This is a genomic window from Arsenophonus sp. ENCA (assembly GCF_002287155.1).
In the GTDB taxonomy this organism is placed as follows: Bacteria; Pseudomonadota; Gammaproteobacteria; order Enterobacterales; family Enterobacteriaceae; genus Arsenophonus; species Arsenophonus nilaparvatae.
On the sequence record NZ_NHNG01000485.1, the window covers coordinates 1 to 11,899 of the forward strand.

16 protein-coding genes and 2 pseudogenes are annotated in these 11,899 nt (G+C 35.9%); 16 read left to right on the plus strand and 2 right to left on the minus strand.

All coding sequences use genetic code 11. The annotated features are described in order from the left end of the window. Nucleotides 1–227: 227 nt before the first annotated feature. Nucleotides 228–416 carry a Cro/CI family transcriptional regulator gene (locus CBG25_RS12805; RefSeq protein ID WP_290607080.1) on the minus strand — a complete coding sequence of 63 codons (189 nt, stop codon included), beginning with the start codon at nt 414–416 and terminating at the stop codon, nt 228–230. Between the two features lie 100 nt (nt 417–516). Here CBG25_RS12805 and CBG25_RS12810 point away from each other — a divergent pair, with 100 nt between their 5' ends. The 7 genes from CBG25_RS12810 to CBG25_RS12840 all read left to right on the plus strand — a co-directional run bounded on the left by CBG25_RS12810 (nt 517) and on the right by CBG25_RS12840 (nt 5,894). Continuing rightward, on the plus strand, nt 517–987 hold the full coding sequence (locus CBG25_RS12810) for a helix-turn-helix domain-containing protein (protein ID WP_290607082.1): 471 nt from the start codon (nt 517–519) through the stop codon (nt 985–987). A 219-nt stretch (nt 988–1,206) separates the two neighbouring features. Then, a complete protein-coding gene (locus tag CBG25_RS12815; RefSeq protein ID WP_290607084.1) occupies nt 1,207–1,491 on the plus strand; it encodes a hypothetical protein in 285 nt (94 codons plus the stop codon). Next, complete coding sequence (locus tag CBG25_RS12820) at nt 1,492–2,166, plus strand: hypothetical protein (protein ID WP_290607086.1); 675 nt, start codon at nt 1,492–1,494, stop codon at nt 2,164–2,166. A 576-nt stretch (nt 2,167–2,742) separates the two neighbouring features. Next, on the plus strand, nt 2,743–3,081 hold the full coding sequence (locus CBG25_RS12825) for a hypothetical protein (protein ID WP_290607087.1): 339 nt from the start codon (nt 2,743–2,745) through the stop codon (nt 3,079–3,081). A 746-nt stretch (nt 3,082–3,827) separates the two neighbouring features. Continuing rightward, nucleotides 3,828–4,595 (plus strand): serine/threonine-protein kinase, encoded by a 768-nt coding sequence (locus CBG25_RS12830; RefSeq protein ID WP_290607088.1) that lies wholly within the window; start codon nt 3,828–3,830, stop codon nt 4,593–4,595. Next, nucleotides 4,592–5,341: a protein phosphatase 2C domain-containing protein gene (locus CBG25_RS12835; protein ID WP_290607090.1), complete on the plus strand. Its 750-nt coding sequence runs from the start codon at nt 4,592–4,594 to the stop codon at nt 5,339–5,341. The genes CBG25_RS12830 and CBG25_RS12835 overlap by 4 nt, the downstream gene beginning before the upstream one ends. Nucleotides 5,342–5,621: 280 nt before the next feature. Then, nucleotides 5,622–5,894: a hypothetical protein gene (locus tag CBG25_RS12840; RefSeq protein ID WP_290607092.1), complete on the plus strand. Its 273-nt coding sequence runs from the start codon at nt 5,622–5,624 to the stop codon at nt 5,892–5,894. Between the two features lie 53 nt (nt 5,895–5,947). Here the strand turns inward: CBG25_RS12840 and CBG25_RS12845 are convergent, their stop codons facing one another. Further along, nucleotides 5,948–6,385: a hypothetical protein gene (locus CBG25_RS12845; RefSeq protein WP_290607093.1), complete on the minus strand. Its 438-nt coding sequence runs from the start codon at nt 6,383–6,385 to the stop codon at nt 5,948–5,950. Nucleotides 6,386–6,485: 100 nt separating this feature from the next. On the opposite strand from CBG25_RS12845, the gene CBG25_RS12850 reads away from it, so the two are divergent. The 9 genes and pseudogenes from CBG25_RS12850 (at nt 6,486) to CBG25_RS12890 (ending at nt 11,638) form a co-directional block, all read left to right on the plus strand. Continuing rightward, nucleotides 6,486–7,277 (plus strand): KilA-N domain-containing protein, encoded by a 792-nt coding sequence (locus CBG25_RS12850; protein WP_290607094.1) that lies wholly within the window; start codon nt 6,486–6,488, stop codon nt 7,275–7,277. A 256-nt stretch (nt 7,278–7,533) separates the two neighbouring features. Continuing rightward, a pseudogene (locus tag CBG25_RS12855) lies at nt 7,534–7,860 on the plus strand (Rha family transcriptional regulator); the annotation flags it as partial. A gap of 284 nt (nt 7,861–8,144) precedes the next feature. Then, nucleotides 8,145–8,480: pseudogene (locus CBG25_RS12860) on the plus strand (antA/AntB antirepressor family protein); the annotation flags it as partial. A 156-nt stretch (nt 8,481–8,636) separates the two neighbouring features. After that, on the plus strand, nt 8,637–9,344 hold the full coding sequence (locus tag CBG25_RS12865) for a phage antirepressor KilAC domain-containing protein (protein ID WP_290607095.1): 708 nt from the start codon (nt 8,637–8,639) through the stop codon (nt 9,342–9,344). A gap of 272 nt (nt 9,345–9,616) precedes the next feature. Then, complete coding sequence (locus tag CBG25_RS12870; protein ID WP_290607096.1) at nt 9,617–9,766, plus strand: hypothetical protein; 150 nt, start codon at nt 9,617–9,619, stop codon at nt 9,764–9,766. Continuing rightward, the gene (locus CBG25_RS12875; RefSeq protein WP_290607097.1) at nt 9,763–10,041 is read left to right on the plus strand and encodes a hypothetical protein; all 279 of its coding nucleotides are present in this window, start codon (nt 9,763–9,765) and stop codon (nt 10,039–10,041) included. Before CBG25_RS12870 ends, CBG25_RS12875 begins: the two co-directional genes overlap by 4 nt. Before the next feature lie 2 nt (nt 10,042–10,043). Beyond that, complete coding sequence (locus tag CBG25_RS12880; RefSeq protein ID WP_290607098.1) at nt 10,044–10,916, plus strand: ATP-binding protein; 873 nt, start codon at nt 10,044–10,046, stop codon at nt 10,914–10,916. After that, entirely contained in the window at nt 10,917–11,366 is a 450-nt protein-coding gene (locus tag CBG25_RS12885) for a single-stranded DNA-binding protein (RefSeq protein WP_290607099.1), read from the plus strand. 26 nt (nt 11,367–11,392) lie between these two features. Further along, nucleotides 11,393–11,638, plus strand: a complete 246-nt coding sequence (locus CBG25_RS12890) for a hypothetical protein (RefSeq protein ID WP_290607100.1) — start codon at nt 11,393–11,395, stop codon at nt 11,636–11,638. Nucleotides 11,639–11,899: the final 261 nt, after the last annotated feature.

An 11,899-nucleotide genomic window follows, 5' to 3' on the forward strand; every position in this document is an offset into this window, starting at 1 on the left:
TGTGAAGGATTTACGCCAATAGCCTGTGCAATTCTTATTGCTGAATGCACCTTAATACCATTGCGTATTCTGGCTTCAATATTTTTTGCATTTGATTTGCGTGTAATCGTGGTTTCCATGTCTATAATTAATTCCATAAGTTTTAGATAATAGTTATTCCTCCCGATGGGCTGGGAATTTAAAATCTCCCAATTTCAGGGAGGCCAGGATGTTAAAGAGCGGTGTGGCTAATTTTTATTACTTGGAAATGGTTTATGTTCTTCTGCTGTAAATCTTCCATCTTTATTAGGTATCAAAAAAATTTTTCTACCTGTTCTAATTGCTTTGCTGATCGCAGTTTGATGTACACCAATTAAATTTGCTGCTTTTTCTTGACTATTTTCTTTTAGATAGTCTGATAAAGGTATTTTTAGCATAAGTTTCCTCCACAACCCCAGAATAATACTTTAGATACTAAAAAATATCAATACCTTAAGTACTGGCATTTTTAATACTAACGTTATTAAAATATGAATTATGAAATATGAAAAAAAATTAACGCCTGAACAACTTGAAGATTGCAAACGACTAAAGGCTTTGTTTGATTCAAAGAAGAAAGAATTGAAGTTAACTCAACAATTCTTAGCTGATGAACTTGATATTAGTCAAGGTGCGGTTGGGCATTACTTGAATGGAAGAAATTCTCTTAATGTTAAGGTTGTGTGTGTGTTTTCTAAACTTTTAAGAGTTGACCCTAAGGACATCAGCCCATCAATAGCAGAAGAAATAAAAGAAATATCAGAATTAATAAAAGATCAGGGTTGTAATGAAAAAAATAATAAATTTTATCAACTTGATCCAATTCAAGAAGAAATTTTGGAATTAATCAAAAATCTTCCAAAAAATGAAGTAGATAGAATATTATTAGAACTGAGGGCTAAGAAAACGCATTATGATGCAATTTTTGAAGAGCTTTTAATAATAAAAAATAAAAAGAATGTATCTTAATGTATTTTTCCAAAAATTTAATTAGAAGCGTTACTATAGAAAAATCAAAACAAATAAATTGCTAGGGCTAATCTTAAACGAATCTATAAGGAAATGAAAGCAAAAGAGAAAAAATCAAGAAAAGCGTCATAATTATGATAATTGTTTGATATTTATAAAGTAAATAATGTGATATGATTTTAAATTTCAGGTTTGCCATATTCATTTTAGGAGATAAAGATGAGCAACAATAAGAAAAAAAACGAAGACAACAAAATTATATTTAAAGAAAGTGTTAGCTGCACCAGCCAATATGCTGATCACTTTGGCTATTCGTCTTTTGGAGATATAGAAAACAGAATAGGATCAATATCATTTTTTAAACATGTAACTGAATGGGTTGATAATGAAAAAACCCAACTAGCAAGAGAAACAATTGCAAATATCAGGATGCCTGAGACATTGCTTCTACAACTCGCTAAATATATTTTAGAGCAGCATGAACGTTCAAAGGAGAGCGAATAAATGTCATCCAATCAACACCATTCTTACTCTGATGACATAGCCAAAAATAGAAGTTCATCTAGCAAGTACGGCATCATTTCAAGTTCTCAGCAACAATCATTCTATTCATCTAAAGCACCGTCTGATATAATAAAACAACACAATAAAAAATTTTCAAGTAAAATTGAAACTAAAATAAACAAAAAAAGCCCAGAAGAGAATTTTACTATGACCAAAGATGAGTTAGATGCAAAGTTAGCTCAAAATAAAGCTGAAGTTCAGACTATATCTTCTGGTATGAGAGAAGAAATGGCTAAGTGGCGAGAAGAGCAAAATACTCATATGGCTAATCTTAATACTACTCTTTCTGGTATATCAGTTAAGTTTGAGTCAATTGAGACTAAAATTGAATCTAATAATGCCGTTATTAATGGCAAAATTGACAGCATCAATACTGCTATTAATGGTAAAATTGATGGTATTAACACTGCTATATCAGGAATCAATACAGCGATCTCTGGTATTCAATCAGGATTGAGTACTAGGTTAACTATTTTTGGTATCATTATTGCGTTAATTGCACTTATTCCTGCTTTTGTTGGTATGTTAAAATCTGATCCATTACCTCAACAACCAACAGTAATTTATATGCAACAACCAACTCAACAAAATACCACACCAAGTGATAGCAAATAATTAAATGCTACCCCGAGGGTTTTATTACCCTCTCACCCTACCCTAATAAACACTTCTCCTTATATCCATTTCTTTAACACACAGAAACTCTTGCAGCATATTTAACCCATTACCTACCAATCCCCCTAGCTTCACCCTTCCTCTTTGTTTTCAAGATCCTTTTTTACCGCTGACAAAAATATATTTTTTATCACCATAAAACGAAAAACAAATTAATACTTAAAGTATTGACATAAATTAATACTTAAGATATTGTTATGTTCATCAACTCACTGCAACAGGTAAACGCCAGACAATACCACGAGTTATCTGAAACCTTGCCAGACGTTGCCAAGTAGCCAGCCCGAGGCGTATGAACATGAAGGCAAGTGACGACAGTTAAGCAGTACCGCTCTTTAACACCCTTTCGCTGAAAAAGCGAACCATAAAACACCCAAACAGTCGGTTTTGGGGTGTGTGAAATAACCAAAATACAGCCATAAAGTTAAAACCAACACCAGGGTACTACCAATATGACTGTAAATATAATCCGGATAGCTCCGGCACACACCACCAAAACCCATTGTAGGAGGTAATATGTGTAACTTTCATGGTTATGATAATGCTCGTCGTCGTAGACATGAGCGTAGAAGCGCTAGGCAAGCAGCTTATGAATATAACAAAGCACTTAATATGGCACTGAAAGCAGCCTTAAATCCAAGCAAACCCTCTCAGCAACAAACAAATCCAGACATCAAACGCCCTATCCTTTCACTAAAAAGAAAAGTGATGAGTCGTGTAGAAAAAGCAATATCAATTCGCCCTACTAAATTTTATGACGCATTTAATAACTGCTGTCTTCCTATTGCAGCTTTGTATACTTCTAGACGGTTTAACAATAAACCTAAATCATATTTTGGAATCACTGCTAATTGATAAATAACGGAAGAAGGAACGACTAAAATGACTTTTGTATTTCCGAGAATTTATAGCACAAATTATGCAACACAGAATGGAAAATTCTTTGCTCGGCGTGGCAACATCTGGATACAGATTGAGCGATACCTTCCTTGTACTATTGGAACACTAAATGAACCACTTGAAGTCACGGCACATCGTTGGTTAAACGAACTTGAACAAGGAAATATTAAGGTTAAAAGGGCTATAGGGAGTACGGGAGGTATAAAAAATAGCTCGTATAAACTCACCAACGGTGAGCTTAGATGTGTCAAACCCATTGACTTAAATATCAATACCAACTGAATTCTAACCCAGCGAAAAAACCTAGACCTAACGGTTTTTTTATATTCTAACCCTAAATCCAACTTTGGAGTCACCGCTAACTGTTAAAGGTATCAAAATGATTTTGACGGTCGATAAAAAAGCACTTCTCAGTGCAATGATTTTTCAGGCTAAATGTGATGTCAGATATTCACGAGTTTCGCACCAATAAAAAAACACTCTATTTTTAAGTTTAATTCAGCATAATATATAAATAGAAAAAACCTTATAAATTAAAAACAACTTATTGTAATTTAAGTAAATTTATACGTCTTATTAAGTTACAGATTAATCATTGCTTTTAAGCCATTTCTAGAATTTTATATGCCCGAGCGAAACTCGTGTTGGTTACTCATTAATTTAATAGTAAATTATGTCCATACTCAAAAAAGGCTAAAAGTATGGAAAGAAAAGGTAACTATTTAATTGAACCAGTTGAAGAAATTGGTAATGGTACTTTTGGTAAAGTTGAATTAATAAACTTATTCAATTTGAATGGAAAATTAGCTGGGCAATATGCTAGAAAAACGTTATCAGTTCAAAAAGAATATGTTGGCTCAATATTTACTCATGATGAATTGAGAAGAAGATTTAAACGAGAAGTTTTTTATCAAGCTAATTGTAAACATTCTAATATTGTCTATATATGTATGCATCACATGGAAATCGACAATCCTTGGTTCATCATGGAACTTTCGCAAACAGATCTCAGAAAAGAACTTTCAGAAAATATATTAGATATAAATAAGAAAGTGGAAATAACAAAAATGATCTTAAAGGGAGTCATTTATGTTCATCAGAAAGGCTATCTTCACAGAGATCTAAAACCCGCTAATATTCTAAAATTTAACAATGATGTTTATAAAGTATCAGATTTTGGTCTAATAAAAAACTCAAATAACGAATCTGAATCAGAGATATTAACAAAGATTCAAATTGCGTTAGGAACTGTAGAGTATATGTCACCTGAGGCGAAGAGGGGAGAATATAGTATACAGTCAGATATCTACGCACTAGGAGTTATAATGGAAGAAATGGATATTTCAGCTATTGGCGGTGTTGATGACATTATACGTAAGAGTACTAATCTAAGATGTAAAGATAGGTACCAATCTGTTTCAGAAATGTTAGTTGGCTTTAACAAAGTGATTGAAAGGAGAGAGCAATGATAGAGCTGTTAAATTGTGGTTTCTTCTCCTATGGTAGAGACGATACTAAGGAAAATCAGGATTCTATTTTACCTCCATCAAAAATAGGTAATGGTTACATCTTTGCCATAGCTGACGGTGTGGGTTCATATAATGGTGCTAAATTAGCCTCTCAAATAGCTATTAATTACCTATCAAAAATGGTTTTAGACCATGATATAAATATAGATTCTATATTCAGCACTATTAAGGATGAGATTTTTAAAATTTCAGATGAAAACCCTGATTTATATCATTCCGCAACAACCCTAACTTTTTGTTATGTTAACAACGATAGTGTCCACATAGGGCATATTGGTGATACAAGAATTTATGTAAAAAATAAAAATAAACTAATCCAATTATCTAAAGACCATACAGTACATCAAAGTTTATTAGATGAAAAAATATATACAAAAAAAGAGTTAAAAAATATTAAAGGAAAAAATAAACTCACAACGGCTATATCAAGAGTCGTTCAACTTCAATACCAGAAGCTATGCTATCCAGTTTCTGAACTTACTGAAAATAATGGGCTTTTGAATTTGTACATTATGTCAGATGGAGCTCATCATTTTTGGGAAAAACGCCCCAGATTCGCTATCGAAACATTAAAAAACCCTATACGATTTGCTTCTAGTTTACAAAGAAGAATAAATAAAAATACCAGTATTGATGATTATTCTCTAATTGCAGTAACTTTCCTGCCCAAATCACAGCTCGCTTAATCACTTATCGTATATTAAACAGAATATCCTACTATTTATAGTGAGTTAAAGTTAAATCAGGGTAATTAATAAACTTGCATTATTTTTAACTCACAATCAATTTAAGGATGTGTGAATGCGGCTATGCGCTCGTGGGACAGTCAACACACTATAAATTATCTTTCAATAGCTAAATATAGTTTGATTGCGTTTACCCGTCCGTCACGACTGTAATCGGACACCGAGAAGCACTCGGCACGCATCCTAATCTTTCAGCAAATGTTAACAAGGAGTACACATAATGAGATTGGACAATCCACGCATTGTGACGTCAAACCATCCAGGCTTGGTTAACTTTATAGATATGGCTTATGATGGTGATAATAACGCTCATTACATCATTAATCTTGAGCCATTGGATGCAGAAGACGAATATACGAAAGCCCTCAAGACCTTTATTCACTATTTGACTGAGCAAAATAAATACCTGAATAAAGAAAATCATAAATTAACAAAATCGTTAAATAGCATTTGGCGGGCTGTGCAGGATTTGAACCTGCAATCGAAGAATTAAACCCTCTGCTATACCATTAAGCTAACAGCCCACTGATAATTATAGTGCAAGAATTAAAAGAATTTCAGTATTGCTGTTGCAGCACTAATAGTCACAACGATTACACCACCAAGTTTTAAAAGTAGTCCAGTAGCAATAGTTTCAACGTCTTTACGAATCAACGCTATTTGACCATCTGTTTTCTCGAAACGTAAATTCATCTCAGCAGATAAGTCTTTGCGAACATCTGCGATCTCAGCAGATAAGTCTTTGCGAACATCTGCGATCTCAGCAGATAAGTCTTTGCGAACATCTGCGATCTCAGCCGATAAGTCTTTGCGAACATCAGCAATATTGCGATTGACTTCAACAATATCAGCTTTAGTCGCCACATCAGCAACCTCATGTGATCTACGTACAACAAGTGAAATAGCCTTAGCTTGCTGACTAGTAAGTCCAGCCGTTTGAAGCTCTTCTGATGCCTGTAGTGTATCAAATGCAACCTGACCCATAGGGAATCCTCCTTTTTGGTAAGTATAACGGGTTTAGGGTTCAATCTGCAAAATCTTTCACGTTAATACCTTAATTCGTTTAATTACGGAGAAATATTTTATGTCTAAATTAGTGGTTATTGAAAATACCGTTGTTCGTCAAGACGCTTTCGGGCGTTATTGTCTGAATGATTTACATCGTGCTGCTGGTGATCTTAAAAAAGACAGTCCTGCATATTGGCTTGCTAATAAACAAACTCAAGAGTTACTTGAGCAATTTTTGAGCGAGGGCGGAATTCCGGTATCGGTCATTCGAGGAGGTATCGAGCAGGGAACCTACGTTGCTAAAGAACTGGTTTATGCTTATGCCATGTGGATTAGTGCAGCTTTCCATCTCAAAGTGATTCGTACTTTTGATGAAGTTATTTCTACACCTATCCAACCGCTAACCGATAAAGTTCAGGCTGGATTAGCAATGCTGGCATTCTGCAAACAAGAATTGCGTATCGCACCTTCTGGTATGCTTGGTGGAATGAAAAAGCTACAGTCTTCTCTTGGCATGCCGGATATACTTCCTGCTTACGCTGTTGATGCACCAGAAGGGAGTTTAACGGGTTCAAGCGAAGTAACGCATTCTTTTACGGAGCTTTTGTTGCTTCATGGGAAACCTTATACGGCACAATCTGGTTATCGACGGCTACAACTGCTCGGACTTGCTGAACGTAAATCGCGTCCAAGTAGCAAACATCCTGATAAAGAAAAACTATTCTGGCCACTGACAGAAAACGGATTACAGTTTGGTAAAAATTTGACTGACCCAAACCATCCCCGGCAGACGCAGTCACATTTCTACGATAGCCAGTTTCCTGGATTGCTAAGCGTCATGATGAACGGGATTGCGGCGATACATTAACATTTTAAATACCCATTGACGAAAGAAGAAATCATGCGCTATATTCTATATCAGGTGCTTGAAACCACCTTCTACGAGCGGATATCCGCACCCGACAGTCTAGCGGTTTTTTTACGTCCATAGATTATGGTCGGGTAGCGAACAGAAAATACAAAACCCTGAAAAGGGGAAAACTGTTGGCCGTCTCGTAGCGGGTTTCAAGTACCCGACCGCCCTACTGAAACTAGGGTTTTATAAATCTACGAGGACGTAAAATATGAATAGTCAAATAACAACCATTCCTAATGTATTTATTCACGATGGGAAAGCTATAACTACCTCTCGCCAAGTAGCTTCATATTTTGGTAAACAGCATTTTCATGTCATTGAAAAAATCAAAAATCTAGAATGCTCTGAGCAATTCTTAACCATCAACTTTTCGAGGGTTCCGTTTGAACATAACGGAAATGTATACGAAGAGTACGAAATGACCAAAGACGGCTTCGTATTCTTGGTGATGGGATTCACAGGAAAGAAAGCAGCGCAATTCAAGGAAGCCTACATTGCAGAATTTAATCGCATGGAAGAACAACTTAACAATTCTATCGCTGTAACCGGAGCAACCAATAAAGTTTTACTCACTCTACTTCCAAATGGCAAAGTGTATAGTGCTCGTGTTATTCATGATAACGAATATGTTGCCTCACTTGATTCACTATTCGAAATTGGTCGTCGTGCGGGTTATATGATTATTCACAAAGATGAATTAATCAAAAAACTCTCTGAATAGCTGATTTTCCTTTAGCACGTCTCCGTTCCAAACGGAAGCGTGTGCCACATCAATCAACATCAATACTCAAACATCAATTAACTTTGAGGAATTCTTACATGCAAAATTTGATAACCATCGAAACAAAAAACATCAATGGCGAATTAATCCAAACAGTCAATGCTCGTGATTTACATCAATTTCTAGAAGTTGGCAAGGATTTTACCACATGGATTGAAGACCGAATTAACCAGTATGGATTTGTTGAAAACCAAGACTACGTAATTGTAGAAAATTTGAGCTCCCCAAAATCGGGGAGTGCAAAATCTCGCCAACGTCCGATGAAAGACTACTACATCAGTATCGATATGGCGAAAGAGCTATCAATGGTTGAGCGTAACGAAAAAGGAAAACAGGCCAGACAGTACTTTATTGAATGTGAAAGACAGGCAAAAACTGCTACACATGTTATTCCACAAACACTTCCTGAAGCGCTAAGGCTTGCCGCTGAAATGGCAGAAAAGTTAGCCATTGATACCTATTTTATTGAAAACATCAAACTTTCAGAAATCGAACCATTATCAACCGCCATTAACTAAAGGGTATCTAACATGAACTTAATCACTAGTAAACTTCAAATGACTTCGTTAGAAATTGCTGAACTCGTTAACAAACGTCACGACAACGTAAAACGGACTATTGAAACATTGGCTAAGAGTGAAATTATCCAACTTCCTCAATCTGAGAAAGTTGAGAATAAACAATCAAATAGCCCAAATCGCTTCACTGACGTTTATGTATTTCAGGAAGAACAAGGAAAACGAAATAGCATCATTGTGGTTGCTCAACTCTGCCCTGAATTTACCGCAAGATTAGTCGATAGATGGCAACAACTCGAGCAGGAGAAATTACTCGGATTTAATCCTAATGATGAAATTGCTGTATTGGAAAACTTATTAAAGGAAAAGAAACACAACAAAGAACTCACTCATAAAATAGCAGAAATGAAGCCCGATGTAGCCGCCTTAGAACGCATCGCTAAATCCGACGGTGCTATGTGCGTGACTGATGCTGCTAAACAATTACAACTACGCCCCAAAGACCTATTTAATTTCCTGAGTGAAAACAAATGGCTTTACAGACGATTAGGTAGTCCCTGGATTGGTTATCAAGACAAAATTCAACAGGGACTGATTGAGCACAAAGTAACAACGATTACACACACTAATGGCATTAATGAAACAAAAACACAGGTTCGTATCACACCTAAAGGGATTGCTAAATTAGCGAAACTCTTAAGTCTAGGAATAGCAGCCTAATTAACATTCACGCTAGCACATCTGCGAGTAAATAATATTTACGCACAAATTAACCAACCCGATATTATCGGGTAGCCTCTTAACCTATTGTTTATTTTGAACTTTTAAACCAATCGAGAGCTAAAAATATGAACCAGCTTAAACAGCAGGGGCTTCGCTACGTCTTAAGTAGTGACAGCTTCGCCAGAAAAGACAGCTTAAAAATTATTCCCACCGTGCTAATCATCGCGTTGGCAAACCTCGTTTTACTGTTAGCAAGATAGGAATAACCCATGACTTTATTTGAATTGACTCAGTTGCTCAAGGAGCAAAGAAAAAGTAATGAGCTTAAGGAGCATAACAAATATGAACATCAACGTGAAGTACTGGGACAACAAAATGTCCCTATCAGCTGGCAGGATTTTCGAGGAGATTTTACATGAACAATCCACGATTAACTGACGATAGAAGATGTTATTCAAAAGAGGAAGCTACTGCTTATGCAATGGAACAAATTGAGGTAATGAAGCAAGGAAAAACGCCACTTTCACCCTCCACCAAAGAAAAGAAATTTGCGATGGAATCGCATTATGACCGATTGAAAAAACTGAATGATTCAATCATTGAATCACCGATTAATTGGCAATCTAAAGAACCGCGAACAAGCAAGTATGAAGATGACCGAGGTTACGGTCAAGGCAGATACATGGGGGATTAACAATGAATTTTACCAAGGCAATGAGAAAAAAAGCAAAACTCCGGCTCGCTTTAACAGGACCAAGTGGTTCAGGAAAAACCTATGGCGCACTCACTATTGCCAAAGGACTTGGTGGCAAAACAGCAGTTATTGATACTGAAAAAGGAAGTGCTTCATTATATTCAAATTATTTTAATTTTGATGTGCTTGAACTTGACCCACCCTTCACCCCTGAACGCTTTATTCAGGCAATGAATATTGCACAAGAAGCTAGCTACGACAACCTTATTATTGACAGTATAACGCATGAATGGAACGGAACAGGGGGATGCCTTGAAATATTGGATGCCATTACAAGCACCAAATACAAGGGAAATAGTTGGTCAGCATGGAATGATATAACGCCCAGACATAACAAATTTATCAATTCAATTCTCCGTTCAAATATGAACATTATTGCAACAATGCGTAGTAAAACAGAAACGGCGCAAGTGGATAAAGGAAATGGCAAGAAAGGAGTCGATAAACTCGGCATGAAATCAGAACAACGAGACGGTATAGAATATGAGTTCACCACCGTTTTAGATTTAAACCATGAAACACATACAGCTTCAGCAAGTAAAGATAGAACAGGATTGTTTAGCAATGCTGATTTTATAGTGATTAATGAGAATGTAGGTAAACGCTTGAATGAATGGCTAAGTGATGGCAGAAGTCAGACTGAAATACATTTAATGTTATTTACGGATTCTGTTAACCAAGCAAAAAATATGAATGAACTGAAAATATTATTTGCTGACGCTTATAAGGCATTGAAAGATACACCAGAGCAAACTAAAGCACAAGAAATTTACGAATCCAAAAAAGAAGCACTTGAAATAAAAGAGGTCGCTTAAATGTCAAACCAAAACCAATGTAACTTTACCGGACGCATCGGCAAATTAGATATCCGCTATATTCCCAGTAACGATATTTTTATTCCATTTACCACATTTTCTCTAGCTATTAGTAAATCAAGGAAAGATAGTAACGGTCAATGGATAGACGAAACAACATGGATTAATTGTAAGGCATTTAAGAAAATAGCCGAATATATCGAGAAGCATGCACAAAAAGGCACTTTTGTTCGTGTTACCACTGCCTATCAAGAGAATAAATGGACAGACAAATCCGGTCAGCAAAGGATATCACCTGAATTTCTGGTCAATGACATTGAAATATTGGGCAACCGGAAAGAGAAAATAACGCTGGAAAGCCAGGGTAAACTGAATATGCCAACGACAAGCCAACCAACCAGTAACCCTATTCATCAATCTGATTTTGAAGACCAAGACATACCTTTCTAGACGCTAATTATATCGGAGGTTCAACCATGAAACTTAACATCGTCAAATTATTAATCACGACATTATTGTTTATCGGTGCAGCGTTTGCCTTTGAAATGATAGTTGGACATCTTGCGCACGCCGATACCGTCATTGACCCACAAATCAGGTTTAAACGTTGCGAATTAGGAAACATTCATTTAGGCGGGCAAGAGCTACTGGTTATCGGCATTATGATAGCGCCTGCACTCCTGGTCTATTTTGGGATATTCCTCGACACATTGAAGAAATAGTTACAGAACAAGAAGTCATTACCCACCCTAACCTATTCGACTTAATCAACATAAGTATGCATTCATCAATTAACTTTGAGGAATTACGCTATGCAAAATTTAATAAATATACAAAATGTTACCCTTCCTAATAGTAAACTAGTTGCTGAATAGAGACTTGCATTTTTTGTCACGCTATTGAGAATAAAAAGAGGTTTAACTTAGAGAATAAAGGTTTGAAATGATCAACAAAGAGCGGCTGTTACGAGATAATCGTTTATG

What these genes read in the sequence shown, in the direction of transcription:
- CBG25_RS12805 (WP_290607080.1), bottom strand. Translation starts at nt 416, where the DNA reads ATGCTAAAAATACCTTTATCAGACTATCTAAAAGAAAATAGTCAAGAA.
- CBG25_RS12810 (WP_290607082.1), top strand. Translation starts at nt 517, where the DNA reads ATGAAATATGAAAAAAAATTAACGCCTGAACAACTTGAAGATTGCAAA.
- CBG25_RS12815 (WP_290607084.1), top strand. Translation starts at nt 1,207, where the DNA reads ATGAGCAACAATAAGAAAAAAAACGAAGACAACAAAATTATATTTAAA.
- CBG25_RS12820 (WP_290607086.1), top strand. Translation starts at nt 1,492, where the DNA reads ATGTCATCCAATCAACACCATTCTTACTCTGATGACATAGCCAAAAAT.
- CBG25_RS12825 (WP_290607087.1), top strand. Translation starts at nt 2,743, where the DNA reads ATGTGTAACTTTCATGGTTATGATAATGCTCGTCGTCGTAGACATGAG.
- CBG25_RS12830 (WP_290607088.1), top strand. Translation starts at nt 3,828, where the DNA reads ATGGAAAGAAAAGGTAACTATTTAATTGAACCAGTTGAAGAAATTGGT.
- CBG25_RS12835 (WP_290607090.1), top strand. Translation starts at nt 4,592, where the DNA reads ATGATAGAGCTGTTAAATTGTGGTTTCTTCTCCTATGGTAGAGACGAT.
- CBG25_RS12840 (WP_290607092.1), top strand. Translation starts at nt 5,622, where the DNA reads ATGAGATTGGACAATCCACGCATTGTGACGTCAAACCATCCAGGCTTG.
- CBG25_RS12845 (WP_290607093.1), bottom strand. Translation starts at nt 6,385, where the DNA reads ATGGGTCAGGTTGCATTTGATACACTACAGGCATCAGAAGAGCTTCAA.
- CBG25_RS12850 (WP_290607094.1), top strand. Translation starts at nt 6,486, where the DNA reads ATGTCTAAATTAGTGGTTATTGAAAATACCGTTGTTCGTCAAGACGCT.
- CBG25_RS12865 (WP_290607095.1), top strand. Translation starts at nt 8,637, where the DNA reads ATGAACTTAATCACTAGTAAACTTCAAATGACTTCGTTAGAAATTGCT.
- CBG25_RS12870 (WP_290607096.1), top strand. Translation starts at nt 9,617, where the DNA reads ATGACTTTATTTGAATTGACTCAGTTGCTCAAGGAGCAAAGAAAAAGT.
- CBG25_RS12875 (WP_290607097.1), top strand. Translation starts at nt 9,763, where the DNA reads ATGAACAATCCACGATTAACTGACGATAGAAGATGTTATTCAAAAGAG.
- CBG25_RS12880 (WP_290607098.1), top strand. Translation starts at nt 10,044, where the DNA reads ATGAATTTTACCAAGGCAATGAGAAAAAAAGCAAAACTCCGGCTCGCT.
- CBG25_RS12885 (WP_290607099.1), top strand. Translation starts at nt 10,917, where the DNA reads ATGTCAAACCAAAACCAATGTAACTTTACCGGACGCATCGGCAAATTA.
- CBG25_RS12890 (WP_290607100.1), top strand. Translation starts at nt 11,393, where the DNA reads ATGAAACTTAACATCGTCAAATTATTAATCACGACATTATTGTTTATC.